The organism is Kribbella alba (genome assembly GCF_039529635.1).
GTDB classification, from domain to species: Bacteria; Actinomycetota; Actinomycetes; order Propionibacteriales; family Kribbellaceae; genus Kribbella; species Kribbella alba.
Window position 1 is genome coordinate 296698 of record NZ_BAAANE010000001.1, and the last position, 25629, is coordinate 322326.

General features: G+C 68.1%; 25 protein-coding genes. 15 read left to right on the forward strand and 10 right to left on the reverse strand.

What is annotated here, in order from left to right:
- Nucleotides 1-8 precede the first annotated feature (8 nt).
- The 5 genes from ABD210_RS01465 to pknB all read left to right on the forward strand — a co-directional run bounded on the left by ABD210_RS01465 (nt 9) and on the right by pknB (nt 6740).
- Nucleotides 9-491, forward strand: coding sequence for an FHA domain-containing protein FhaB/FipA (locus tag ABD210_RS01465; RefSeq protein WP_344107724.1), 483 nt, complete (start codon nt 9-11; stop codon nt 489-491).
- 10 nt (nt 492-501) lie between these two features.
- A complete protein-coding gene (locus tag ABD210_RS01470; protein WP_344107727.1) occupies nt 502-1890 on the forward strand; it encodes a PP2C family protein-serine/threonine phosphatase in 1389 nt (462 codons plus the stop codon).
- Nucleotides 1887-3284, forward strand: a complete 1398-nt coding sequence (locus tag ABD210_RS01475; RefSeq protein WP_344107730.1) for an FtsW/RodA/SpoVE family cell cycle protein — start codon at nt 1887-1889, stop codon at nt 3282-3284. The genes ABD210_RS01470 and ABD210_RS01475 overlap by 4 nt, the downstream gene beginning before the upstream one ends.
- Nucleotides 3281-4738: a peptidoglycan D,D-transpeptidase FtsI family protein gene (locus ABD210_RS01480; RefSeq protein WP_344107732.1), complete on the forward strand. Its 1458-nt coding sequence runs from the start codon at nt 3281-3283 to the stop codon at nt 4736-4738. Before ABD210_RS01475 ends, ABD210_RS01480 begins: the two co-directional genes overlap by 4 nt.
- Before the next feature lie 127 nt (nt 4739-4865).
- A complete protein-coding gene (gene pknB / locus ABD210_RS01485) occupies nt 4866-6740 on the forward strand; it encodes a Stk1 family PASTA domain-containing Ser/Thr kinase (RefSeq protein ID WP_344107734.1) in 1875 nt (624 codons plus the stop codon).
- Nucleotides 6741-7289: 549 nt separating this feature from the next.
- Here the strand turns inward: pknB and ABD210_RS01490 are convergent.
- Together ABD210_RS01490 and ABD210_RS01495 are read right to left on the reverse strand one after the other, a co-directional pair.
- Nucleotides 7290-7907 (reverse strand): aminodeoxychorismate/anthranilate synthase component II, encoded by a 618-nt coding sequence (locus ABD210_RS01490; protein ID WP_344107736.1) that lies wholly within the window; start codon nt 7905-7907, stop codon nt 7290-7292.
- 38 nt (nt 7908-7945) lie between these two features.
- On the reverse strand, nt 7946-8716 hold the full coding sequence (locus ABD210_RS01495) for a DUF881 domain-containing protein (RefSeq protein ID WP_344107738.1): 771 nt from the start codon (nt 8714-8716) through the stop codon (nt 7946-7948).
- 125 nt (nt 8717-8841) lie between these two features.
- Here ABD210_RS01495 and ABD210_RS01500 point away from each other — a divergent pair, with 125 nt between their 5' ends.
- Both ABD210_RS01500 and ABD210_RS01505 read left to right on the forward strand, forming a co-directional pair.
- Complete coding sequence (locus ABD210_RS01500; RefSeq protein ID WP_344107740.1) at nt 8842-9105, forward strand: cell division protein CrgA; 264 nt, start codon at nt 8842-8844, stop codon at nt 9103-9105.
- A 258-nt stretch (nt 9106-9363) separates the two neighbouring features.
- Nucleotides 9364-9972 carry a hypothetical protein gene (locus tag ABD210_RS01505; protein ID WP_344107742.1) on the forward strand — a complete coding sequence of 203 codons (609 nt, stop codon included), beginning with the start codon at nt 9364-9366 and terminating at the stop codon, nt 9970-9972.
- Between the two features lie 46 nt (nt 9973-10018).
- Here the strand turns inward: ABD210_RS01505 and ABD210_RS01510 are convergent, their stop codons facing one another.
- Nucleotides 10019-10264 (reverse strand): hypothetical protein, encoded by a 246-nt coding sequence (locus ABD210_RS01510; protein ID WP_344107744.1) that lies wholly within the window; start codon nt 10262-10264, stop codon nt 10019-10021.
- Nucleotides 10265-10648: 384 nt separating this feature from the next.
- On the opposite strand from ABD210_RS01510, the gene ABD210_RS01515 reads away from it, so the two are divergent.
- The 3 genes from ABD210_RS01515 to ABD210_RS01525 all read left to right on the forward strand — a co-directional run bounded on the left by ABD210_RS01515 (nt 10649) and on the right by ABD210_RS01525 (nt 13099).
- A complete protein-coding gene (locus ABD210_RS01515) occupies nt 10649-11182 on the forward strand; it encodes an EXLDI protein (RefSeq protein ID WP_344107746.1) in 534 nt (177 codons plus the stop codon).
- Between the two features lie 160 nt (nt 11183-11342).
- Entirely contained in the window at nt 11343-12311 is a 969-nt protein-coding gene (locus tag ABD210_RS01520; RefSeq protein ID WP_344107748.1) for an ATP-binding cassette domain-containing protein, read from the forward strand.
- Nucleotides 12308-13099 (forward strand): ABC transporter permease, encoded by a 792-nt coding sequence (locus ABD210_RS01525; protein ID WP_344107750.1) that lies wholly within the window; start codon nt 12308-12310, stop codon nt 13097-13099. Before ABD210_RS01520 ends, ABD210_RS01525 begins: the two co-directional genes overlap by 4 nt.
- Nucleotides 13100-13163: 64 nt before the next feature.
- On the opposite strand, the gene ABD210_RS01530 is transcribed toward ABD210_RS01525, so the two are convergent.
- Nucleotides 13164-13847: a pyridoxamine 5'-phosphate oxidase family protein gene (locus tag ABD210_RS01530; RefSeq protein WP_344107752.1), complete on the reverse strand. Its 684-nt coding sequence runs from the start codon at nt 13845-13847 to the stop codon at nt 13164-13166.
- A 67-nt stretch (nt 13848-13914) separates the two neighbouring features.
- On the opposite strand from ABD210_RS01530, the gene pdxR reads away from it, so the two are divergent.
- The 3 genes from pdxR to ABD210_RS01545 are packed head-to-tail and all read left to right on the forward strand — an operon-like array spanning nt 13915 to nt 17004.
- Entirely contained in the window at nt 13915-15285 is a 1371-nt protein-coding gene (gene pdxR, locus ABD210_RS01535) for a MocR-like pyridoxine biosynthesis transcription factor PdxR (protein WP_344107754.1), read from the forward strand.
- A gap of 21 nt (nt 15286-15306) precedes the next feature.
- Entirely contained in the window at nt 15307-16425 is a 1119-nt protein-coding gene (locus ABD210_RS01540; RefSeq protein ID WP_344107757.1) for a hypothetical protein, read from the forward strand.
- Between the two features lie 39 nt (nt 16426-16464).
- Nucleotides 16465-17004: a DUF2231 domain-containing protein gene (locus tag ABD210_RS01545; protein ID WP_344107760.1), complete on the forward strand. Its 540-nt coding sequence runs from the start codon at nt 16465-16467 to the stop codon at nt 17002-17004.
- A gap of 58 nt (nt 17005-17062) precedes the next feature.
- On the opposite strand, the gene ABD210_RS01550 is transcribed toward ABD210_RS01545, so the two are convergent.
- From ABD210_RS01550 to ABD210_RS01560, 3 genes are all read right to left on the reverse strand, one after another.
- The gene (locus tag ABD210_RS01550) at nt 17063-17965 is read right to left on the reverse strand and encodes a glycoside hydrolase family 43 protein (protein ID WP_344107762.1); all 903 of its coding nucleotides are present in this window, start codon (nt 17963-17965) and stop codon (nt 17063-17065) included.
- Nucleotides 17966-18057: 92 nt separating this feature from the next.
- Nucleotides 18058-20289, reverse strand: coding sequence for a family 43 glycosylhydrolase (locus ABD210_RS01555; RefSeq protein WP_344107765.1), 2232 nt, complete (start codon nt 20287-20289; stop codon nt 18058-18060).
- Nucleotides 20279-20416: a hypothetical protein gene (locus tag ABD210_RS01560; RefSeq protein WP_344107767.1), complete on the reverse strand. Its 138-nt coding sequence runs from the start codon at nt 20414-20416 to the stop codon at nt 20279-20281. Before ABD210_RS01560 ends, ABD210_RS01555 begins: the two co-directional genes overlap by 11 nt.
- 124 nt (nt 20417-20540) lie before the next feature.
- Between ABD210_RS01560 and ABD210_RS01565 the strand changes: the two genes are divergently transcribed.
- Nucleotides 20541-21542, forward strand: a complete 1002-nt coding sequence (locus tag ABD210_RS01565) for a LacI family DNA-binding transcriptional regulator (protein WP_344107770.1) — start codon at nt 20541-20543, stop codon at nt 21540-21542.
- A gap of 212 nt (nt 21543-21754) precedes the next feature.
- On the opposite strand, the gene ABD210_RS01570 is transcribed toward ABD210_RS01565, so the two are convergent.
- Nucleotides 21755-22912 (reverse strand): FAD-dependent oxidoreductase, encoded by a 1158-nt coding sequence (locus ABD210_RS01570; RefSeq protein WP_344107772.1) that lies wholly within the window; start codon nt 22910-22912, stop codon nt 21755-21757.
- 104 nt (nt 22913-23016) lie between these two features.
- Between ABD210_RS01570 and ABD210_RS01575 the strand changes: the two genes are divergently transcribed.
- Complete coding sequence (locus ABD210_RS01575) at nt 23017-23640, forward strand: TetR/AcrR family transcriptional regulator (RefSeq protein WP_344107774.1); 624 nt, start codon at nt 23017-23019, stop codon at nt 23638-23640.
- A 575-nt stretch (nt 23641-24215) separates the two neighbouring features.
- On the opposite strand, the gene ABD210_RS01580 is transcribed toward ABD210_RS01575, so the two are convergent.
- The gene (locus ABD210_RS01580; protein ID WP_344107776.1) at nt 24216-24953 is read right to left on the reverse strand and encodes a rhomboid family intramembrane serine protease; all 738 of its coding nucleotides are present in this window, start codon (nt 24951-24953) and stop codon (nt 24216-24218) included.
- Between the two features lie 132 nt (nt 24954-25085).
- The gene (locus tag ABD210_RS01585; protein WP_425552602.1) at nt 25086-25628 is read right to left on the reverse strand and encodes a peptidylprolyl isomerase; all 543 of its coding nucleotides are present in this window, start codon (nt 25626-25628) and stop codon (nt 25086-25088) included.
- Between the last annotated feature and the right edge of the window lies 1 nt (nt 25629).

Genomic DNA, 25629 nt, shown 5'->3' on the forward strand with positions numbered 1-25629 from the left:
GACCTTCCATGTCGGAACTGACACTCACCCTGATCAAGTTGGGGTTCCTGGCCCTGTTGTGGATGTTCGTCCTAGCGGTCCTGTCCGTGATCCGGTCGGACCTGTTCGGCGCCAAGGTGGACAGCCGCGCGCTAGCCGCGCCGGCCGCGCCCACGGGCCGCACCCCGAAGGCGTCGAAGCCCGTCAAGAAGAAGAAGGGCCAGCCGGGCTCGGTGACGATCGCCGACGGCCCCCAGGCCGGCGTCGGCGCGACGCTGACCTCCGAGCCGGTCGTGATCGGCCGCGGCTCGGACTGCCAGATCCGCCTCGACGACGACTACTCCTCCACCCGGCACGCCCGGGTGTTCCAGTCCGAGGGCGAGTGGTGGGTCGAGGATCTCGGCTCCACCAACGGCACCTACCTGGACGGCCAGCGGGTCACCCGTGCGGTGCCGGCCGAGATCGGCGGTTCGATCCGCATCGGTCGTACGACGCTGAACATCGCGAAGTAGGTCGCCGCCCATGACCTTGTCGCTCGACTACGCCGCACTGTCCGACGTCGGACGGGTCCGCCGCAACAACGAGGACTCCGCGTACGCCGGCCCACACCTGCTGCTCCTTGCCGATGGCATGGGCGGAGCCGCCGCGGGTGAGGTGGCCAGTGCGGCTGCTGTCCAGGTGATCCGGCGGCTGGACAAGCCCGGCATCAGCGGCGCGGACATGATGGAGGCCCTCGCCGGCGCGGTGCACCGCGCGAACGAACGGCTCTCCGAGCTGGTCGAGGAGGATCCCGAGCGCGAGGGCATGGGGTCGACCGTGACCGCCTTGCTCTTCGACGGACAGCAGCTCGGCCTCGCCCACCTCGGCGACTCCCGGGCCTACCGGATGCGCGACGGGCACCTGGAGCAGCTGAGCCACGACCACACGTTCGTCCAGTCGCTGGTGGACGAGGGCCGGATCTCCAAGGAAGAGGCCTTCACCCATCCGCACCGGAACCTGATCCTCCGGGTCCTGGACGGCCGGCCCGACTCCGACCCGGACCTGGAGATGCTCGACGTCCAGGCCGGCGACCGGCTGCTGCTGTGCAGCGACGGACTGCCCGACTACGTGAGCGACCAGGTGATCGCCACCTCGATGTCGGACGGTACGCCGGACTCGGTCGTGGTGGACCTGATCACCCATGCCCTCGAGGCCAACTCGAACGACAACGTCACCTGCATCGTCGCGGATGTGGTCGAAACCGCACCGGCCAGCGGCGATCAGCCCCAGCTGGTCGGGGCAGCTGCCGAGCTCGCGCAAGGTGGCACCGGACGGACCGAGCCGACCATCCCTGTCGGGGTGCACGGCGACGGGGAGGGTGGCGGCAGCGGGCACTTCGATCCCGAGGAGCTGCGGTACGCACCGAGGCCACCCAAGCGGTTCCTGTGGTTGCGGCGACTCGCTGCGCTCGTGGTGGTGCTCGGGTTGATCGTCGGCGGCGGCTGGTTCGCCTACAGCTGGACGCAGAACCAGTACTACGTGGGCACGAACGGCGACTACGTGGCGATCTTCAAGGGTGTGGACGAGCAGATCCCCGGCCTCAACCTGTCCAACATCTACGAGATGCAGACGTTGCAGGTCGACAAGCTGCCGACGTACAGCCGTGAACAGGTGGAGGGCACGATCCAGGCAGACAATCTCTCGGGCGCCCGCACGATCGTGACCGAGTTGCAGCGGACCGCGGACGCGTGCGCGGCCAAGAAGACGACCCCCAGGCCCACCACGACTCCCAAGCCGAGCACACCGCCCGCGTCGGGCAAACCGGTCTCGACACCAGCCAAGCCGCCGACCAGCACAGCGACGGTCGCGCCGTCCAGCCCGGCCTCGACGCCGAGCGGCACCAGCCCCGACGACTGTGACGGGGTCCGATGAGCATCGCGTCGACCTCCGTCATCCAGATCATCCCGCGCACCCGGCGCGGGGTGGAGTTGATGCTGCTGATCGTGGCCATCGGCGTCTCGGTCGGTGCCTACGTCAACATCGGACTCACCGTCCAGGGCAAGGTGCCGGCGAGTACCGGCTACTACGCCGCGGGAATCGGCCTGCTGGCTGTGATCGCGCACATGACCCTTCGCTACCGCGCCCCGTACGCCGATCCGGTGCTGCTGCCGTGCGCGGTGCTCCTGAACGGTCTCGGGGTCGCGATGATCCACCGCATCGACCTGGGACTGGCCGCGACCGCACAGGCCAACGGAAGAACCCCGAGGTCACCGGCGGCTCCACAGCAGATCACCTGGACCGCCGTCGGGGTGATCCTCTTCCTCGTGGTCATCCTGGTGGTCCGGGACCACCGCCGCCTGCAGGCCCTGACGTACACGGCGGGTCTGGGCGGTCTGGTGCTGCTGGTGCTGCCGCTGGTCCCCGGCCTGGGTGTCGACCTGAACGGCGCGCGGATCTGGGTCCGCCTGCTCGGGATGTCCTTCCAGCCGGGTGAGTTCGCGAAGCTTGCACTGGTCATCTTCTTCGCCGGGTACCTGGTGGTGAAGCGGGATGTGCTGACGCTCGCCGGGCACCGGTTCCTCGGGCTGGACCTGCCGCGGGCCCGCGACCTCGGACCGATCCTGATCGCCTGGGGCGTCAGCCTCGGCGTGCTGGTGTTCGAGAAGGACCTCGGCTCCTCGCTGCTGTTCTTCGGGTTGTTCCTGATCCTGCTCTACATCTCCACCGAACGGGCGGGTTGGCTGCTGATCGGTGGTCTGCTCTTCGCCGGCGGCGCGTACTTCGCGTACCAGACCTTCGGACACGTGCACAAGCGGGTCGAGGACTGGCTGAACCCGTTCAACGAGGTCGGCGGGCAGGTCGCGACCGGCCTGATGGGCCAGGCCTGGGGCGGGGTGCTGGGCCGCGGGCTCGGCCAGGGGCACCCGGAGCTCACCCTCTTCGGGCAGAGCGACTTCATCATCTCCTCGTTCGGCGAAGAGCTCGGCCTGACCGGGATGATCGCGATCATCCTGGTCTACACGCTGATCGTGGAGCGGGGCCTGCGGACCGCGCTCGGCTGCCGGGACATCTTCGGCAAGCTGGTCGCCGCGGGCCTCGCGATGTCGTTCGCCCTGCAGGTGTTCGTCATCGTCGGCGGTGTCACCGGACTGATCCCGCTGACCGGTCTGACCACGCCCTTCATGGCACTGGGTGGTACATCGCTGGTCGCCAACTGGGCGATCGTCGCGCTGCTGCTGCGGATCAGTGACCAGGCCCGCCGACCGCAGACCCCCGCGGCTCCGGTATCCGACGACACGATCGCAATGGCGGTGCAGAAGCAGTGAACTCAGCTATCCGACGACTTGCCGTGGCCGCGATCATCATGATGCTCGCGCTGATGGCCAACTCGACCTACCTGCAGGCGTTCCGGGCGAGCGATCTGAACGCCCGCAACGACAACCGCCGGGTGCGCGACTCCCAGTTCTCGGTGAACCGTGGCCCGATCCTGGTCGGCAGTACGCCGATCGCGCAGAGCAAGCCGATCAACGACCAGTTCAAGTACCAGCGGACCTACCCGGTCGGCGGCGGCGCACCCTACGCACCGGTCACTGGGTACTACTCCTATCTCTACGGTCGTGGCGGCCTGGAGCTGACCCAGAACTCACAGCTGAACGGGTCCGACCCGTCGATGGCCTTCCGCCGGGTCGTCGACGTGATCACGGACCGGCGCCAGCAGGGTGCGAGCGTCACGACCACCCTGAACGCCGCGGCACAGCTCGCGGCGTACGGGGCGTTGGCCGGTAAGAAGGGCGCGGTCGTCGCGATCGAGCCGAAGACCGGCAAGGTGCTCGCGATGGTGAGCCGGCCTTCCTACGACCCGAACGAGCTGGCCGGCCATGACCTGACCAAGGTCAGCGCGGCCTGGAAGAAGCTCAACAACGACCCGAACCGGCCGATGTCGAACCGGGCAGCCAAGGAGCTCTACCCGCCGGGCTCGACGTTCAAGCTCGTCACCGCCGCGGCCGCGTTGTCGAGCGGCAAGTACACCCCGCAGACCACGGTCCGATCGCCTGCCCAGCTGGATCTGCCGCAGACCACGGTCAAGCTGCGGAACGAGAACGGCCAGAACTGCGCCGGCAGCGACAACGCGACGCTGACCGTTGCGTTGCGCAACTCCTGCAACACCGCCTTCGGTTCGGTCGGCCTCGACCTCGGCGCGCAGGCGCTCCAGCAGCAGGCCGAGAAGTTCGGCTTCGGTGAGCGGCAGCTGCCCGAGCTGGGCGCCGTCGCCAGCCAGTTCCCCCAGGACCCGAACGCGCCGCAGACCGCGCAGTCCGCGATCGGCCAGTTCGACGTCCAGGCCACGCCGCTGCAGATGGCCATGGTGGCGGCCGGGATCGCCAACGGCGGCAACGTGATGAAGCCCTACCTGGTCCAGAGCGTGAAGACGGCGGACCTGAAGACGGTGTCCGACACGAAGCCTGAGTCGCTGCACCAGGCGGTGTCGCCCGAGGTCGCATCCCAACTGACCCAGATGATGGTCGACGTGGTCCAGAACGGCACCGGCAAGCCGGGCCAGATCAACGGGATCCAGGTGGCGGGTAAGACCGGCACCGCGCAGACCTCGCCGTCGCGGCCGCCGTTCGCCTGGTTCACCGCGTTCGCGCCGGCGAACGACCCGAAGATCGCGGTCGCGGTGATGATCGAGGACGCGAACGTCGCCCGCAACGACATCGCCGGCGGCACGCTCGCCGCGCCCGTCGCCAAGAAGGTGATGGAAGCGGTGCTGGGCCAGTGATGACGATGCGATATAACCCGGTGACGGTACGTCGACCGACCGGGGGCCCATGTGTGGCCACCGCTACCGTGGGCAAATTGAGTGTGTTTCGGACAGGTTTGATCCGCGCAGGTTGGAAGGCAGAGGAATGACATCGCAGGCACGTCTCGTCGGCGGTCGCTACGAAGAGGGCGAACCGCTGGGTCGAGGGGGCATGGCTGATGTCCGCAAGGGCATCGACAACCGGCTCGGAAGAACGGTCGCGATCAAGCGGCTCCGGGTCGATCTGGCGAGCGACTCCACCTTCCAGGCCAGATTCCGGCGTGAGGCCCAGTCGGCCGCGTCGCTGAACCACCCGACCATCGTCTCGGTCTACGACACCGGCGAGGAGCCGGACCCGAACGGTTCCGGCATCACCATCCCGTACATCGTGATGGAGTACGTCGCGGGCAAGACGCTGCGCGACCTGATCCGCGAGGGCCGCAAGATCATGCCCGAGCGCGCCCTGGAGATCACCTCCGGCGTGCTCGAGGCGCTCGACTACAGCCACCGGGCCGGCATCGTGCACCGCGACATCAAGCCCGGCAACGTGATGCTGACCCCGCAGGGCCAGGTCAAGGTGATGGACTTCGGCATCGCCCGGGCCGTCGCGGACACCTCGTCCACGATGACCCAGACCGCCGCGGTGATCGGTACGGCGCAGTACCTCTCGCCGGAGCAGGCTCGTGGTGAGACGGTCGACGCGCGCTCGGACCTGTACTCGACGGGCTGCCTCCTCTACGAACTGCTCGTCGGCCGGCCACCGTTCGTCGGCGAGTCACCGGTGTCGGTGGCCTACCAGCACGTCCGGGAGGAGCCGGCACCGCCGTCCTCGTTCGATCCGGACATCCCGCCGGAGGTCGACGCCGTCGTACTGAAGGCGCTCACCAAGAACCGGGACCACCGGTACCAGAGCGCGTCGGAGATGCGGCAGGACATCCACCGGGTGCTCTCCGGGCAGCAGGTGACCGCGCCGATGGCGGCGGTCGCCGAGACCCGCGCGATCCCGGCCACCGCGGTCGCACCGGCCGCAGCCGCGGCAACCCAGGCCTACGGACGGCCGCCGGGCGACATCCAGCCGCCCGACGACGGCATGGACGAAGCCGAGGCAGCCCGGGCTCGTCGCAACCGCGGACTGGCCTACTTCCTGCTCGGCCTGGCGATCGTTGCCGTCGCAGTCGGCGCGTACGCGATCATCACGAACATGGGGAACGGCAACAATGCCGGCCCGACGGCGCCCGTCCAGGTCGCAGTACCGAGTGTGGCCGGCAAGTCGGTAACAGAGGCAACCGCTTTGCTTGCGGCGAAGGGGTTGAAGCTCAGCCAGACGTCGGCGGCCAGCGCCGAGGTGGCCAAGGGCCTGATCATCAGCCAGAAGCCGGGCCCGAACGCGATGGCCGACAAGGACTCCACGGTCGCCGTGGTGGTGTCCGCGGGACCGAACACCTTCTCGGTGCCGGACGTGATCGGCAAGTCCGAGTCGGAGGCGCGAGACCTGCTGACGAGCTCGCCGGGCAACTTCCAGGTCGCTTCCAAGTCGAACACGGTCGACAGCCAGTCGCCGGCCGGCACCGTGGTCAGCATCAGCCCCGATCCCGGCGGTCAGTACGCGCCGGGCACGAAGTTCACCCTGACGGTGTCGACCGGCAGCGTGAAGATCGCGGTTCCGGACGTCACCACGCAGATCCAGGACGACGCGACCAAGACGCTGAAGGACCTCGGCCTCAACGTCGGCTACAAGCAGGACAGCTCCGACCCGAACGCGGTCGAGGGCACCGTGGTGAAGCAGAGCGTGAAGCCGGGGACCAAGGTCGACAAGGGCACCACGGTGACGCTGACGATCGCGGTGAAGCCGCCGACCCCGACCCCGACGCCCACCCCGACCGACACTCCGACCGACCCGAACAGCCCGCCCATCACCATCGGCGGCGCCCCACCCAACGGGGGTGCTCCCGCAGGGGGGAACAGCGGGAAGAACGGCTGACCCAGCAGCACGAAGGACCGCGGGATTCTTCCCGCGGTCCTTTGTCTACGCCCCATCCGTTGCGCCCCATCCGTTGCGCCCCATCCGTTGCGCCCCATCCGTTGCGCCCCATCCGTTGCGCCCGATCCGTTGCGCCCGGCCTGTTGCGCCCGATCTGTTGCGTTCGGCCCGTTGCGCCCCGATCCGTTGGCGCTAGGTCCATTGCGCAGATCCGTGTGCACTAGAAGTACAGCCGGAGTGTTGCGGGGACGGGCCCGGACTGCCAGCGGTCCCGAAGCGGCGACCTTGAACACCAAACAGGGACCGCGGACACGAAATAAGGTGTTCAAGGTCCCGACTACCTGTCCCAGGTCCCCACTCTTGGTCAGGGCCGCACCCACCCAGCCCTCCGCGGCCCCCTGCCGAAAGGCATCATCACGAACCACGGCTGTCGTACTAGATTCGTGAGCGCTAGGTCCGTGAGCGCTAGGTCCGTGAGCGCTAGGTCCGTGAGCGCTAGGTCCGTTGAACTAGGACCGTTGAGCTAGGGCTTCCTCGCCGGGCCGGTGGTCAACTGACGACGGGCGCCATGCCGGCCGAGCGGGCGACCGCGCCGGCGTCACCGCAGATCTCCAGCCAGTTGGCGAGCATCCGGTGGCCGCCCTCGGTCAGCACCGACTCCGGGTGGAACTGCACGCCCTCGACCGCCACGTCCCGGTGCCGCGCGGCCATGATCACGCCGGCCTCGGTCCTGGCCGTCACCTGCAGGACGTCCGGCACGCTGTCCTGCTCGATCGCCAGCGAGTGGTACCGGGTCGCGGTGAACGGCGACGGCAGCCCCGCGAGCACACCAGCGCCTTCGTGGAAGACCTGGCTCGTCTTGCCGTGCAGGAGTTCGTCCGCGCGGCCGACGACCCCGCCGTACGCGACGCCGATGGCCTGCAACCCCAGGCAGACGCCGAAGATCGGCACCTCGCCGCCCTTCTCCTTGACGATGTCCACGCACGCCCCGGCCTCTTCCGGCGTACCGGGGCCTGGCGAGAGCAGGACGCCGTCGTACTCCGCGACCTGGTCAGGGGTGACCTCGTCGTTGCGCAGCACGGTGGTGTCGGCCTGCAACTGCTGCAGGTACTGCACGAGGTTGTAGACGAAGGAGTCGTAGTTGTCGACGACAAGGATCCGCGGCATGCGGTCCATTCTTGCAGGTCAGGCTGAGCCCACCGGCCCTACCGGCCGCTGGTACTCGGGCTGACCGTCGGGGTCTTCTCGAAGCCCGGCACGGTCGCGCTCTGCAGGTCTAGGGTGCCCTCGTACGCCGGCATCGCGATCGTGGACTGGTTCTTCACCTCGTACCCGAGCTGGAACTTCACTACATAGTCCTGCAGGTTGTCGATGTACTGCGAGTCGCTCAGCGCCTGCTGGAGCTTGCGCTGGTCGCCGATCGCGGTGATCCGGTACGGCGGCAGGTACGGCACGCCGTGCAGGACCACCGAGTTCCCCACGCACTTGATGCCGGTGGTCGAGATCACCCGGTGGTTCTGGATCGAGATCGCGTCGGCACCGCCGGCCCAGAGCGCGTTCACCACCGCTTGGATGTCCTGTTGGTGGATCACCAGCCAGTCGGCGTCGACGTCCGGGTTGTCCTTGACCACCTCGGGCGGAGCGTCCTTCAACGTGACGGTGAGTCCGGGACCGGTGACCGGCGTCGTGCCGACCTGCTCGGACAGGTCCTTGAGTTGGCTGGCCAGCTTCGTCGGGATCGAACCCTGCTGGGCCTGCAGTTTCTCGATGTCCTGCGTCAGGGCCGCGTGCTGCCGGGTCAGGCTCGCACTGCGACGGCTCTGTTCCTCGATCAGGCCCGCGAGCGTAGTGTTCCGGCTAGGGCGCAAATCGGTGCCGCGGGCATTGGTGGCGCTGGTCGCGAAGAGCAGACCCGCGCAAAGCAGCGCCAGCGGCGCAAGCGCGCGCCAGAGCGAAATACGCCGCAGCCTGCTCACCCGTAACCCCTTGCTCCTGTCTGCACTACGCTAACCGAGGCCAGACCCAGTGGTGTGGCTGGTGCCGGCCTCGCGAACCGAGGCGACACCACTCACCTTAGTGTCCGCTACAAGGAGTCGAAGTCGTGCCCGAGTCGAGCAGCCGCAACAAGAAGAAGTCCTCCGACAAGGTGAAGGTCGAGAAGACTCCGAAGAAGCCGCGCACCACCAGCCGGGTCTGGGTGGCCCCGCTGATGCTGGCCTGCTGGCTCCTCGGACTGGCCTGGCTGGTCGTCTTCTACGTTGCCGGTACGAACATCCCGGTGATGAACGACCTGGGCAACTGGAACCTGCTGATCGGCATGGGCCTGATCGCGGTCGGTTTCGTCGTCTCCACCCAGTGGATCTAGTCCCGGCACCGAATTACATGGGTGGAGTTATCCACACGGGTATCCCCAGCTGTGCACAGCTTTCAGCGCGGTTTTCCCCAGGTTGCCCCCAGGTTTTCGACCGAACAGGTCCGAGAGAGCACGAATCTGTGGATAAAGAAGGTTTGATCACCGCGTTGTCCACAACTGGGGAAGATCGAGGCGTCGACCGCCCCGGCCACCGGGCGTAACGTCGAATCCGCCGGTCACCCCGGCCGGGGAGACAGCGGAGGTCTCGTGATGTTCGTTCAGGTTATTCAGGGGCAGGTCTCAGACGCCGAGCAGGTGCATGCAGCGCTCGATCGCTGGGTGGAAGGGCTCGCGCCGGACGCGAGCGGTTGGCTCGGCACCACGGCCGGAGTCACCGACAACGGCCAGTTCATCGCCCTGGCCCGCTTCGATTCGGCGGCGGCCGCCCAGGGCAACAGCGAGCGGCCTGAGCAGGACAAGTGGTGGAGTGAGTTCTCCGCCCTCTTCAGCGAGGACGCCACCTTCCACGAGAGCGACGACGTGGTGGCCGATCTCGTCGGCGACCCGAACTCGGCCGGCTTCGTCCAGGTCATGCAGGGCCGCGGCACCAACCCGGACCGGGCCCGCGAGTTGATGACCGAGGACTCCGGCAAGTGGGCGGACTTCCGGCCCGACATGGTCGGCAGTATCGCGGCGATGTACGACGACGGGGACTACACGATGGCGATGTACTTCACCTCCGAGGAGGAGGCCCGCGAGGGCGAGAAGAAGGAGCCACCGGCCGAGATGAAGGCGCAGATGGACGAGCTGAACTCGCTCGCCGTCGGCATGCCGTCCTTCTTCGACCTCAAGCACCCCTGGTTGTACTCACCCCGCTGAGCCGGGAAGGAGCTGAGCCAGCCGAGCCGCGAAATCCGGCGGGAAGTCAGGGTCGAGGCCGGGTCGAGGCCGGGTAGGCGCTCGACCGTGCGAGGGTGGCCAGCTGCGCCGCCCAGGCGATGCCCTCCGCCGCGCTCTCCTGATCGGGCCAGCTCCGATACATCGGCGACATCAGCTGGGACGACTCAACGCTGACCAACGCATACCCGAGCTCCAGTGCGTCGGCCCAATCACGCGCGGTATGCGACGCCCGTTGACCTGCACCATGCAACGCAATCACCACCCCACCCATGACCACGAGGTTCGACCGGCCAGCCCCATCCGACTCCCGTGCTCGACACGCCGCTATCCACCCGACTTCCCGGCTCGACCCGCTGGCCAACCTTCACTTGCCTGCTCGACTCGCCGTAGCGGAGGCGGCGGGACGGCGGGTCAAGCCGGGAAGTGACCGCACAACGGCGCGTCAAGCCGGGAAGTGGATGCACAACGGCGCGTCAAGCCGGGAAGTGGATGCACGAGCCGCGCGTCGAGCCGGGTAGTGGATGCTCGAGCCGCGCGCGTGATGGCCGAGTCCGTTACCGGGGACCACGGCGGCCGGCTTGGTTGAGGTTCGTGGAAATGTATGTAGACATGTACGTAGTGACCTACGTATAGTTCTACGTAGGAGGAGAGAGACATGCCGAACAAGACGATCTACGTTTCCGACGACGACCTGGCGCTGTACAAGCGAGCCCAGGAGATCGCCGGGAATCTGTCCCAAGCCATTTCGACCGCGCTCCGGCGGTATGTGGAGCTGGAAGAAGGCCGACTCGAGGGCTTCGACGAGATCACCGTCCGGGTGGGTCGCGGTGCGGGCCGCAAGCAGCGGTTCTCCGGCGTCCTGCTCGCCGAGGGCGGCCGGTCCAACAAGAACGGCTACGAGGCCTTCAAGGTCTTCCGCAGCCGGACCGGGAAGTTCGTCCTGCACGCCGACCGGCGCCAGCAGTACAGCAGCGTCACCACTGTCGACGGTGAAGAGCAGAACCACTCCGGCTGGCGGAGCTGGATCGGCAGCCTCAGCAGCAACCAGACCTGGAGCATGGCGCAGGGCGAGGCCACGCTGCACGTCGTCGACACGGTCGAGGACCTGCGCGAGCTGATCCCGGCCGACCTTTACACGCTGGTCGAGGAGGCGGCTGACCAGCCCACCGTGGAGGACCTCGACATCTGACCCGTCCACCAGCCACCAACTGAACAACGCTGATCCCGCCATCGGCGGCTCGTCGATCGAGCCGGCCGGCTGGATCAGTACGCCCTGAACCTCCTCCTCCTCCAAGTCCCTTTGGCCACCCTGGGTCAGGTTCACCCTGCCCGAAAACAAGCGAGGAACCATGAACAGCTCAGCCCCCGCGATCGACGTCCGCGGACTGCAAAAGTCCTACGGCGACAAGGTCGTGCTCGACGGCATCGACCTGAACGTTGCCGAAGGCACCGTCTTTTCCCTGCTCGGGCCGAACGGCGCGGGCAAGACCACGGTTGTCCAGATCCTTTCCACCCTGATCACGGCCGACGCCGGCGAGATCCGGGTAGCCGGGCACGACCTGCACCAGAACCCCGAAGCGGTCCGTGCGGCGATCGGCGTCACCGGCCAGTTCTCCGCGGTCGACGGCCTGCTGACCGGCGAGGAGAACCTGATCATGATGGCCGACCTGTGCCACCTCGGCCGACGCGAAGGGCGCCGCCGGGCAGCCGAGCTGCTGGAGCAGTTCGACCTGGTTGAGGCCGGCAAGAAGCTGACCATGACGTACTCCGGTGGCATGAAGCGCCGGATCGACCTCGCGATGACCCTGGTCGGCAGTCCGCGGATCATCTTCCTGGACGAGCCGACGACCGGGCTCGACCCGCGCAGCCGGCACAGCATGTGGCAGCTCATCCGTGAACTGGTCGCCGGTGGTGTCACGGTCCTGCTGACCACGCAGTACCTGGACGAAGCGGACCAGCTCGCCGACCAGATCGCCGTACTGGACCACGGCCAGTTTGTTGCCCAAGGCACTCCGGCCCAGCTGAAGCGGCTGGCACCGGGTGGGCACATCCGGCTCCGGTTCAACGCGCCGGAGGAGTTCGCGCTGGCCGCCCAGGCGCTGCCGGTGGGTGCCCGGGACGACGACGCGCTGGTCCTCCAGGTGCCGAACGACGGGAGCGTGCACTCATTGCGCGCCCTGCTGGCCCGGATCGACGACGCCTCCCTCGAGGTGGACGAACTGACCGTCCACACCCCCGACCTGGACGACGTGTTCTTCGCCGTCACCGGTCAGCCGATCGCCAACGAGAACACCAACGAGAAAGTGACGAGCAGATGAGCACCGTTTCCTACCCGATGGCCGACACCGCCACGATGCTGCGCCGGAACTTGCGGCACGCCCTGCGCTACCCCGGCTTGTCGCTCGGCGCCCTCGGGATGCCGGTCATCATGATGCTGCTGTTCGGCCTCGTCTTCGGCGACACCTTCTCGGCTGGTCTCGGCGGCGGGAAGGGCTTCGACTACATCGACTTCCTCACCCCAGGCATCCTGCTGATGTCAATCGCGTCCGGGACGATGTCCCCCGCGGTCGGCGCCGCCATGGACATGACCGAGGGCATCGTCGCCAGGTTCCGGACGATGGCGATCTTCCGGCCGGCCGTTCTGACCGGACACGTGCTGGGCAACGTGATCCTGACGATCGTCAGCCTGGCCCTGGTGGTTGGCTTCGCCATCCTGATCGGGTTCCGCCCGAACGCGTCGCTCGTGGACTGGCTGCTGGCGAGCGGGTTGCTGGTCGCGCTGACCGTCGCCTTGACCTGGTTCGCGATCGCCCTGGGCCTGACCAGCAAGACCGCGGAGGGGGCGAGCAACATCGTCCTGCCGATCAGCCTGCTGCTGCCCTTCCTGAGCAACACCTTCATTCCGCTGGAGTCGATGCCGAGCGGCATCCGCTGGTTCGCCGAGTACCAGCCGTTCACCGTGATCATCGACACCCTGCGCCACCTGCTGTTGGGAATGCCGATGGACAGCGGCAACGGCTGGCTCGCCATCGCTTGGTGCATCGCCATCGCCTTGGTCGGCTACTTCTGGGCACAGAAGAGCTACAACAAGGGCACTGCTGCCTAGAACCACAACCTCGACGGGCTGGTGCAGCGGCGGTTGAAGCCGCTCACCAGCCCGTGAGAGCAATTCAAGAAGGGGCGCCGAGGAGGCTGGCCCGGGTGCGGACGTGGGCGGGGACGAGCAGATCGCAGTCGTCCTTGTTGACGGGCTCGTCGGCGACGACGCGGAGCGGGATCACGCCGGTCCAGTAGGGCAGGTCGAGGTCCTCCTCGTCGTCGTTCGCCTGGCCCGCCCGGGTCTTCACCGAGGCCTCGGTCAGCGACAGCGCCAGTACGGAGGTCTTCGCCAACTCCTTGCGGTTCGGCGGCCGGCTGCCCTTCGACCGGCCCGGCACCAGGTGGTCGACGATCACGTTCAGGCCGTGCAGCTTCTCGTCCGGGTCGGTGACGACCCGCGGTGTCCCGAAGATCACGGCCGACCGGTAGTTCACCGAGTGGTGGAACGCGGACCTGGCCAGCACGAGTCCGTCCGCGTGGGTGACGGTCACGCAGATGGTCTGCCGCGGCGCCGCGACCACGCTCCGCGCAGCCACCGAGCCGTGCAGGTAGAGCGTCCCGTCCGGCCCCTTGTCCAGATCGATCCCGTACGCCGTGGGCAGGACCACGGGGTCTCCGCCGACGATCACACCGAGGTGGCAGAACATCCCCTCACGGAGCACGTCGTGCAGCACCTCGCGGTCGGAGGCGGCACGCTCCTTCGAGCGGCGCAGGGAGGTCCGGTCGGTGGGCTGCAGTGGCGTCGTGACGGTCATGGAACCAGCGTGACGCGGTAGTGGCATGCTGGCACGATCCATTCCCGCACGAATCAGGTAGTCCACTTTGGATAGCTCGCTCCCACTCGTGCTCCGCCGGGGCGGTGCCGGGCCACTGCATCTCCAGTTGGCCGAGCAGTTCCGGGCCGCAGTGCGTGACGGGCGACTCCGGGCCGGCCATCGGCTGCCGTCCACCCGCGACCTTGCCCGTGAGTTGGGTGTGTCGCGGTCGGTGGCGCAGGCGGCTTATGACCAACTGCACGCCGAGGGATGGATCGCGGGACGGACCGGTTCGGGCACCTACATTGCGGACGTAGTACCGCTGCAGTCTGTTCAGCGGCGGCGGGTCAAGCCGGCGGTCGAACCGGACGAGCGGTTGTTGTCGCTGCGGCCTGGCATCCCGTTCATCGGTGCGGAGCCGGACGCCGGGTGGCGTCGTGCTTGGCGGGAGGTGTCGGCGCAGGTTCCGGCGCGGGGGTACGAGGACCCGGCGGGGATACCGGCGCTGAGGGCGGCGCTGGCGCAGCATGTCGGCCGGGTGCGCGGGATCGCGTGCGGGCCCGAGAACCTGCTCATCACCAACGGGACCACGCACGGCTTGCGCCTGCTGCTCGCTGTCACGCGGCGACCGGGTGAACGCATCGCGATCGAGGATCCGGGCTATCTCAGCGCCGTCGCCGCGGCGCGCGATCGCGGGCTGGCGGTGGTCGACATCCCGGTGGACGCCGATGGTCTGCGGGTTGCCGAGCTCGGTCCGGACCTGTCCGCGGTCTACGTGACGCCGTCACACCAATACCCGTTGGGCGGGCGGCTACCCGTTGCCCGACGCAACGAATTGATCCGCTGGGCAAGGAGCACCGGCGCGACGCTGATCGAGGACGACTACGACAGCGAATTCCGGTACGACGTGGCGCCGTTGCCCGCGCTGGCTCAACTGGACCTCGACCGGGTGGTCCACCTCGGCACGCTGTCGAAGATGCTCAGCCCCGCCCTGCGGCTGGGCTGGCTCGTCGCCGCGAGCCCGGTGGTGGATCGGTTGGCGGCGCACCGCGCAGAGTCGGGGGACTGGCCGGGCTGGCCGATGCAGGCGGCGCTCCTCGCGATGCTGCGGGACGGGTACCTCGACCAGGTGGTCAGGCGAGCACGCCGCCTGTACGCCGAGCGCCGCAACTACACCTGCTCCGTACTCTCGCAGTACGGGCAGATCATCGGCCAGGACGCCGGCCTCCACATCACCCTGCTGCTGGACGAATCCGTCGACGACCACACCATCGCCGCGCGCGCCCGGGCCGCCGGCGTGGTGGTCGCCCCGCTCTCCGACTACCGCCGGACCACCCCCGGCCGTCCGGGTCTGGTGATCGGCTATGCCACGCCGTCCGACGCCGATCTCCACCGAGCGCTCCACCTCCTCGCCCAGGTCCTGAAGGATCGGGCCTAGCGAGATGGGTACCTCCCCCTCGTGGAAGAGGAAACCGCCGACAAGCACGTGCTGACAGTCGGCCTGGTCGCGGCGCCCGGGCTACCGCGCGACCTGGCCGACGGCCTGGCTAGCCGGCTGACGAAGCAACTGGCCGAGCACACGCCGGACGTCGAGTGGCGGGTGGATGTCCTGACCGAGCCACTGGCCGGCGCGGCCGCGATGGATGTGGATCTCGTCAAGGTCGCGCGGGAGCACCTGGTCGACCAGGACTGGCAGTTCGCGGTCTGCCTGACCACGCTGCCGCTACGCATCGGTCGACGGCCGGTCACCGCCTATGCCAGCGTGCCGCTCGGCGTCGGGGTGGTGTCGGTACCGGCCTTCGGTGCGGTGGAGGTCGAGGACCGGGTCGCCGAGGCGGTGGTGCGCCTGGTAGAGGGTCTCGCCAGTGACAAGGGCACCAATACGCGCAACAGCGAGGGCGGCCGGAGTCGCCGGGCCAGACTCGGGGTCCGGCTGCGTGACCTGCGCCAACTGTCCTCGCCGGTGGGATACCCGGTCACGGACCGCGATACCGTCCGTTTCGTCACCGCGACGGGCCCCGGCAACCTCCGGCTGCTGCTCGGAATGGTTCGCGCCAACCGTCCCTGGCGGCTTATCATCGGTCTGTCCCGAGCACTGGTCGCCGCCCTGGGAACCGGAGCGTTCGGACTCACTTCACCCGCCATCTGGCGGATCGGCGATGCGATGAGCTGGCCGCGACTGCTCGCGCTGGGGTTCTTCTCGGTCTCGGCGATCACGATCACGCTGATCGTCGCCCATGGCCTGTGGGAACATGCCCGCTCACCCGTGGCCCGTGGTCGCGTCCGGCTGGTCAACGTCGCGACGACCACCACCATCGTGCTCGGCGCCCTGACCCTGTTCGCGGCACTGCTGGTGATCACGACCTTCTGCGACACCGCCCTGCTGCTCGATCCGGTCCTGGAACGAGAGCTGGGCCATGCGCCGACCACGCAGAACTATCTGCGCATCGCCTGGCTGGTTTCGTGTATGGCCACCCTCGGTGGTGCCCTCGGCGCGGTGGTGGAGAGCGACCTGACCGTGCATCAGGCGACCTACGGGTATCGCGCCCAGAACCACTCCGAAACCGAACGCGGGTAGTACGCGCATGTGACGAGGCGTCAGGGGTACAGACCGCACGTGGTTGACCAGCCTGTCCCGGACCGGATCACCGACCGACGCGCGAAAGTGCCGCGGACGGCAGCTCTTGCCGGCCCGTACGGGCACCCCTACCACCCGATCCTCGTCACGGTGCCGATCGGCGCGTGGGTGGCGAGCCTGGTGTTCGACGTCGGCTCGAAGGTGGCCGGTCAGTCCGGCTTCCTCGCCCGCGGGTCGCTGTGGTTGATCGGCATCGGGCTGATCGGTGCGGTGGTGGCGGCGGTCGCCGGGATCATCGACCTCTTCTCGATCCCGGCCGGTACCCCGGCGTTCCGGACCGGCCTGCTGCACATGAGCCTCAACTTCGCCGTCATCGCGATGTACTTCGTCAACTGGCTCTGGCGCAACAGTCTGTCCGACAAGGACGTCGTCCCACCGGGTCCGCTCGTCTGGTCGATCGTCAGCCTCGCCCTGCTCGGCATCTCCGGCAACCTGGGCGGCAAACTTGCCTTCCGCTACGGCGTCCGAGTCGCCGACGAAGAGACCCAGTCAGAAGGCTTCCGTCGGGGCGACGAGTAGGCCGATGCCCGACGCCCGGCGGCAATGTCTGGACGGGCCAACAGTGCTCGGTCGGGCGTCAGGGGTGGGAGGGGTTGTTGTGGAGCGGGGGTTGGACGTGGGGGGTGTCGGCGGTCCAGCTGAGTTCGGAGAGCCACATCGTGCGGCCGGGCGGGTCAGAGCCGACCGCGGCCGGGTCCCAGGCGTGGTAGACGAACCAGTAGCGGTTGTCTTTCACGAGCACCATGTTGTGGCCCGGGCCGGCGGCGTCGTCGGATGAGGTGAGGATCGGGTCGCCGGACTTGGTGCAGGGGCCTGCGGGGCTGGCGCAGAGTGCGTGGCCGACGGCGTACGAGGCCTTGTCGTAGGCGTTGGCGGAGTAGAAGAGGTGGAACTTGTCCCCGCGCTCGACCATGTACGGCGCCTCGACGAGGTCGCCCTCCCAGGGGAGTGTCTGCTTGATCAGTCTGGCGATCTCGCCGACCAGCGAGACGCCGTCGGGGGACAGGCGCGACGCGTAGATCCAGGTGTCGACCCCGATCGCGTTGCCGTCGTTCTTCCAGTAGAGCCAGCGCTGCCCGGTCGAGTCGGTGAACGGGCTCGCGTCGATCGAGCCGCCCTCGTTCTCCTGACAGATCAGGGGTTTGCTCGACTTGTCGACATAGGGACCTTCGGGCTTCGACGCGACCGCGACCCCCACACACTGGCGATGCGACTCGTCGTGGGAGGTCGTGTAGTACATGACGTACCGATCAGCGGCCTGTACTGCGACTTCGGGTGCCCACACCTTCCCCGGCGAGGTCCACGCGGGCAGAGCGGGCAAGGCATCGCCGACCTGCTGCCAGGACACCAGGTCGGCGGATTTGAGCGTCTGGATGTTGCCGAGCGGGCCGTTCGTCGCGAACGCGTAGTACGAGTCGCCGACGGCGATCACCTGGGGATCGGCGAAGTTGTTGTCGTACACAGGATTCGTGAAGCCCATAGTCGCTCCCTCAGGGGAATCAGCGCTGCCGGGGTCACCGCCACCGCAACTGGTCAACGCCAGCAACAGCAGCAACCCCGGCCAGCGCAACATCACTTGCTCGTGTAGAACCGCAGGTAGTCGAAGGTTGCGACCGGCGGCGGGTTGACGCCGGTCTGGTCGCCGTGTGCATACAGGCCGAGCTTGGGCGTCACCCCGGCCGGCAGTACCCACGAAGCACCCCAGGTCCAGTTGACGCCATCCACGCTGGTGCCGGCGCGATAGACGTGCTCACCCGCAGCGTTGCGGTGATAGGCCAGCCGCATCCACATCGTCGGAGCGGGCCGCCCGATGGCCGCACCGCCATAGCTGGTCGCTCCGTCGGCTCGCGCCACCAACTCCCGGCCGAACTCGGTCTGCCGCGTCCTCCAGATCGACACGTCCCCGAGCCGGGCGAAGTCGTTGTCGTTGAGATACGCGATCATCCCGGCCTGCTGGTAGTTGCGGATGTCGCCCTCACCGACATCAAGGTGCAGCTTGGTCTCCGCGATCCACCTGTCACCGGCGGGCGTGTCGTGGAAGAGCAGCCCGGCGTTGTTGCCCGACCCGACCAGATCCGTGTTCTGCAGCGGCCAAGACAGCTTGCCATCAGCAACAACCGCCTTGCTGTCCGGCCGGACCCAGGTCCACCCGGCGCCCAACCCATTGCCGTCGAACTCATCACCCGCCAGCAGCTTTCCAGCCTCCGGTACGGCGGCCAACCGGCGTACCGGGTCTGCCACAGCACGCACCGTCAGGTTGTCCACCTCAGCGGACCCCAGCCAACTCACTGGCGCAGACCGCACCTTCAACCCCGGTACTGCGAGCTGTGCTTCGGCATAAACGTCGCCGAGCCCCGCGTCATTCAACCTTGCAGTCACAGTGGTTCCGGAGACCTGCACACTGAGCTTGTTCCAGCCAGTCCGGTTGAAGTCGGCAGGGAGAGGTGCACTCCCAGTACGCCCGCCAGCCACGATGCTGACCTTGGTCGCCGAGACAGTCGCGACCACCGAGCCGCCGAGCACGGTCGTGAAACTGGAGCCGAGCCGGACATCGGCGTCCACCCGGAGCGAACCGCCCGGCGCCGACTGCCGCGTGGTTGCCGCGCCGGAGATGGAGGCGGTGGGGCCACCAAGCGAGTCACCAGCTTGCCTGGTCGCACCACGGAGTCCGCCTGCCGGGTCCGTCGAGTTGATGCCCGCGGCCGAGCCGGTGGCCGGAGCAGGCTGCGGCGTGTCGGACGGACCGAGTCCGGCGCGGGTCCGTGGCCAGCCGTCGATCCAGTCGATCCGGTCGATCAGCATCGGCCGGCGGTTGATGCCGAAGGGATCGGTCAGCCAGGGCGTGCCGCGATCGATGGCGTGGTAAACGATGTGGTCCTGCCCGGCGGCGTCCGTGATGAACGCGTGGTGCCCGGGACCGATCCACTTGTTGCCGTTCTGCGTGATCACGGTCGTGCCGCCGACCCTCGACTCGTTCAGGCTCGCGCCGTCCTGGTCGACGAAGGGACCGCGAGGCGAGCGGGACCGCCCGGCGAAGACCGAGTAACCAGTCGTCGGGCCCGCGCAGCAGTTCATCGACGAGCCCATCAGGTAGTACCAGCCGTCGCGATACACGACGTAGGAGCCCTCGTAGCGGTCGCCGACGGTCACCTGGGTCGGCGTACCAACCGAGTGCAGGCCGTCGGGCGACAGTTCGGTGACGGAGATGCCGCCGTAGAAGCCGCCGGTGTAGAGGTAGCGCTTGCCGTCGGCTGCGGTGAGCATGGCCGGGTCGATCGTGCCGAAGTAGCCGCCGTTGCCGTCTGGCTTCGGGGCGACGACCGGTCCATCGGTGGCGGTCCAGGGACCGGCCGGCGTCGGAGCGGTGGCCACGCCGATCGCCGGGTCACCGCCTGGATTGGCGAGGGTGTCGGTGACGGTGAAGTACATGACGTACCGGCCGCCGAAGTAGCGGATGTCCGGTGCCCAGAAGAACGAGCCCGGCGCGGCCCAGGCCGGCTTGGTGGTGTCGTTGAAGACCGTGCCGAGGTACTCCCAGGAGCTGAAGTCCTTGGTTCTCGCCATGTGCATCAGCCCGAAGGGGCCATTGGCAACAAGCGGGTCGGAGGTGGCGTACGCGTACCAGTAGCCGTCTCGGCCCTGGATGATCGACGGGTCGGCGAAAGCGTCGGCGAAGGATGATGAGATCGGGTTGAGCGTGGTCACCGGTGGCTGCGGCGGCGCGGCGGCGGTGGTCGAAGTACCGGCGACAGTTGTTATGACAGCCACAGCGAGCGCTGCGGCCAGGAATCTTCTAGGAGGCACGGGCGGAGTCCTCTCGGAACTGGATCAACGTTTTGATGCCGCTGCGGGCGACACCTTCGATGACATAGCGCTGGACGAAGATGTAGAGGATGAGCACCGGCACCGAGGCAGCGGTGGGGCCGGCCACAAAGTCCTCCAGCTAGGCCCTTACAACGTTTAATCTGGAGTTCTACAACGATTGACATTGGCTGTAAAGGGCTGGCGTGTCGTGGGCGTGGCACACTCGGGCTTCAGATCAGGAGGGAGTTGCGATGGCGACCAGGCTGAGTGACGTAGCGGCACGCGCCGGGGTCTCGGTGAAGACTGTCTCCAACGTCATCAACGACTACCCGCACATCACCTCCCACACCCGGGCCAAGGTCCAGGCCGCGATCGATGCACTCGACTACAAGCCGAACGTGAGCGCCCGGTCGCTGCGCAAGGGCCGCTCGGACTTCATCGCGCTGGCCATCCCCGAGATGGCCTCGCCGTACTTCGCCGAGCTGGGCGCCGCGATCAGCCGGGCCGCGAAGAAGCGCGGGATCACCGTGCTGATCGACCAGACCGAGGGGGAGGCCGCGGCCGAGAAGTTCATCCTGGACGGGATGCGGGGGCAACTCATCGACGGGATCATCTTCTCGCCGATCACCACCGCCCCGGCCAGGATCGGTGCCGCCGACACGGCGAAACCCCTTCTACTGCTGGGCGAACGGCACGCGGGCGGCAACCTCGACCACGTCGCGGTGGACTCCGTGCAGGCGTCGTTCGACGCCACGACGCATCTGATCTCCCTGGGCCGGCGCAGGATCGCGGCGATCGGTGTCGGTGGTGGCGCGGGCACCGGATCCGTTCGGCGCAGGGGATATCGGAAGGCGTTGAAGGCCGCAGGGATCGAGCACGACCCTGCCCTGGAATTGGCCGGGACGGGGTATCACCGTGAGGACGGCGCCGCCTCGATGAGAGACCTCCTGGCTTTGCCCGAGCCGCCGGACGCGGTCTTCTGCTTCAACGATCTGCTGGCCCTGGGCGCCTTGAGGACGCTGGCCGATGCCGGCTTGTCCGTGCCGGGTGATGTCGCGGTCGTTGGCTTCGACGACATCGAGGACGGCCGCTTCCACTCGCCTTCGCTCACCACGATCTCGCCGGACAAGGAGTGGCTGGCCGAGAACGCTGTCGCGGTGCTGCTGGACCGAATCTCCGGGAGCGGTGAGGCCGACCGCCGCGACCTCATCGTTCCGTACACGCTGAAAATCAGGGAATCCACCAGCGGCTAGAGCACCGCCGCGCAGGCGTGGAGGTTGGCGGTGAAGGTGGCGCCTCTCGTCACGATCAGCTGGCGCGTCCTTGCCGGCCGTGCAACCGGATCCGAAGTAGTGGTTCACCAGGTTCGAGAGGCCGGGTGGAAGGTGCTCCCGCCGTGCTCGAAGGTGAAGCCGAGCCCGCCGTCGCGTAGTACGGTCAGTCCTCTGTGGTGCCGGTGGCGTCTTCAGCGGTGGCCGATGGCGGCCAACTGCTCTGCCAGACCGCGCCGGAACCGCGGCAGATACGACAGCAGGTGGAGTCCCGCGTTCCGGGCCGGCTGGATGACCGCAGGCGCTGTCGCCAATTTGGTCAGCCGGTGGGCCAGAGATACGACTCGAACGGCCTCGGCCCTGCTGTTGGTGGCGTACTCGTCGAGCTTGTTCTCATCGCCACTGGTCAGCGCTTCGGCGAGAGCGTCCCCAAGCGCAACGGCGTCGCGCAGGCCAAGGTTCATGCCCTGACCGCCGGCCGGGCTGTGCGTATGCGCGGCATCACCGGCAAGCACGATCCTTCGGTCACGGTACCGGTCGGCGACCCGCTCGTGGATGCGGAACCTGGATCCCCACACCACCTCGGTCACCCTGGCGGTCGTCTCCTGCGGTCCCCGAGTGTTGAGCAGGCGCTGCGCGTAGGCGACATCCGGGTGTTCCGGCGCCTCTTCCACCTCTGCGACCAACCTGAAGCTTCCGTCCGGCAGCGGAGCAGCCACGAGCAGGCCGGGCCTGGAGAAGTACAGCAGGACCTCATCCTTCGGCAGGCCGCCCTCGATCCGGACGTCGGCCAGCGTGAAGTTCAGCGGCAGCGTGTCGCGGCCGTCGAAGCCAAGGCCCGCCTCGTCACGGATCTTGCTGTTCATGCCGTCGGCCGCGACGACGTACTGCGCCTGGATGACCTCGCCGCTGTCCAAAGTGACCTCCGCCCCGTCGGCGGTCTGCTTGACCCCGGCCGCGACGTACGGGCGGCGGACCGAGCCGCCCAACTCTTCGAGCCGATCCAGCAGCACCTGCTCGGTCACGTTCTGCGGAACCATCAGGACGTACGGATAAGCCGTCGGCAGTCCGTCGAACCGCACCGGCACCAGCGTGCGGTCGCCGTCCGCGATGTTGAACTGCTCGACGTGCAGGCCGAGCTCGGTCAGCCGCTTCGTGACACCCAGCTGCTCCAGCAGCTCGAGGGTCCTCGGGTGGACCACCGATGCGCGCGAGGTGTTCGCGCCGGCCGCCTGCCGATCGATCACGGTCACCTCGCGACCGTGCTGCACCAGCGAGACCGCGACCGCCAGGCCCACCGGGCCCGCGCCTACCACCAGCACCTCGGTCCGCTCCGGGATTCCGTTCATCATGCGACTCCTTCTGATCAGGTCAACAATTGTTGGCCAACGCTTGTTGACTTGACTGTAGGCGCGTCGGTTTCCCATGTCAACGCTTGTTGACCTACGGTTGGCCCATGACAGCAGCAGCTCGTACGCCGGGTGCCGGAAGCGCGGGGGATTCCGCGGTGCCGGCGCGGAGGTCGGACCAGACGCGGGCGGCGATCCTCACCGCGGCCCGGGAGCGGTTCGCCGCGGACGGGTACGAGCGAGCCACGATCCGGGCGATCGCCACCGACGCCTCGATCGACCCGGCGATGGTGATGCGGTACTTCGGCAACAAGGAGAAGCTGTTCGCCGCGGCCGCCGAGTTCGACCTCCGCCTGCCCGATCTGTCGGAGTTGCCCCGCGACCAGCTCGGCGCGGCGTTGATCGAGCATTTCCTGGATCGCTGGGAGGGCGACGACACCCTGATGGCACTACTGCGGGCCAGCGTCACCAATCAGGCCGCCGCCGACCGGATGCGTCAACTCTTCATGGGGCAACTCGGGCCCGCGATAGCGAAGCTGACCGGCGGCGGCCCGGACACGGCAGTTCGCGCCGGCCTGGTCGCGACGCAATCGCTCGGGCTTGCTCTGTGCCGGTATGTGCTGGCTCTCGGCCCCGTGGCCGAAATGCCGCGCGCAGCCGTCGTCGCTTGGCTCACCCCGACCATCCAGCACTACCTGACCTCGCCGGACCCGACTACCTCACCGCGCTAACGCCTTACGTCCGAAGAAGTGCCGGGCAGGACCCCCTGTGCCCCGCGGTCGTTCGGACGCAAGGCGGGGAGTCGCGGTGCGCCGGCGTGCTCGGGGTGCTCGCGGTGCTCGGGGTGCCTGCGTCCGAAGTACTGCGGGTCCTGCCCCGCGGTCGTTCGGACGCAAGGCGCGGGTCCGGGTGCGCCGGGGTGCTCGGGGTGCCTGCGTCCGAAGTACTGCGGGTCCTGCCCCGCGGTCGTTCGGACGCAAGGCGCGAGTCGCGGTGCGCCGGCGTGCTCGGGGTGCTCGCGGTGCCTGCGTCCGAGGTACTGCGGGTCCTGCCCCGCCGTCGTTCGGACGCAAGGCGCGAGTCGAGGTGCGCCGGCGTGCTCGGGGTGCTCGGGGTGCCTTGCGTCCGAGGAACTGCGGGTCCTGCCCCGCCGTCGTTCGGACGCAAGGCGCGAGGCGGAGCGCGCCGGCGTTAGCGCGGAGCGCGCCGCGGGAGCGCTCGGTTAGCGCGGAGCGCGCCGCGGGAGCGCTCGGTTAGCGCGGAGCGCGCCGCGGGAACACGTCGGTTAGCGCGGAGCGCGGCGGCGTCAGGTGCGGGCTTTGCGGCGGCGTTTGGTGCCCTGGAGGAAGAGCCAGGCGACGGCGGCACCGGTGACGAAGCCGCCGAGGTGGCCTTCCCAGGAGATGTTGGGGATGGTGAACGAGATCACCGCGGTGATGGCGACGTAGGCGAGGATCCAGGTCACGTCGAGGCCCCGGGCCCTGCTGATCACGAGCAGGGCGCCGACCAGGCCGAGCACCGCACCGGATGCACCGAGGGTCGCGCCGCCGGGGGCGCTGAGCAGCCAAACGGCCACGCCGCCTCCCAGCGCGGACAGCAGATACAAGATCGCGAACCGGACCCGGCCGAGCATCTGCTCCAGTGGTGGACCCACCTGGTAGAGCATGAAGAGGTTCGAGAAGATGTGGAAGATCTGCACGTGGGTGAAGGCCGACGTGAGCAGTCGCCACGGTTCGGTGTCCACCAGGGCCGGGACCAGCACCAGGTCGTTGACCACCCGGCTGCTGCCGGTGCGCACGGCAATGAAGACCAGCACGTTGATGGCGAGCATCGTCAGCGTGACGATCTGGGCGTTGCCGCGCGCGACGCCACCCAAAGACGTCCGGGTGCGGGGGACCGACTTCACGCCCTCGTTGAAACAGGACGGGCACTGGAACCCGACTGCCGCGCTGTTCATACAAGCCGGGCAGATGGGCTTGTCGCAGCGCTGGCAGCGGACCCCGGCGGGCCGATCCGGGTGCCGGTAGCAGACGGTCTCGGTCACGCCGTGGTCCTCCCCAGTCGTTGTCCGGCCAAGTCGTGCTCAGCCGGGTCGGTGCTCGGCCGGGTCATGTTTGGCCGACCGGTCGCGACCGGTCGTCGGGGCCGGCCCCGAGCAGGCCGGCCCAGCGGTGGATCAGCTGTTCTTGCGCTCGATCTTGACGCTGTTGATCACGATCGGCTCGATCGGCCGGTCGCCCGGCGCGGTCTTCGCGGTCGCGATCGCGTCCACGATCTTCTTGGACTCGTCGTCGGCGACCTCGCCGAAGATGGTGTGCTTGCGGTTCAGGTGCGGGGTCGGGACCACGGTCACGAAGAACTGCGAACCGTTGGTGCCGCGGCCGAACTGGATGCCCGCGTTCGCCATCGCCAGCAGGTACGGGCGGTCGAACTGCAGGTCCGGGTGGATCTCGTCATCGAAGGCGTAGCCCGGCGAGCCGGTGCCGGTGCCGAGCGGGCAGCCGCCCTGGATCATGAACCCGTCGATCACCCGGTGGAAGCCGAGGCCGTCGTAGAAGCGCTCGTTGCTGGGCTGACCCGTCTGCGGGTCGGTCCACTCCTTGGTTCCCTCGGCCAGGCCGACGAAGTTCTGCACCGTCTTGGGCGCGTGGTCGGGGAAAAGCTTGATGACGACGTCGCCCTTCGTCGTCTCCAGCGTCGCGAACAGTTCTTCGGCCACG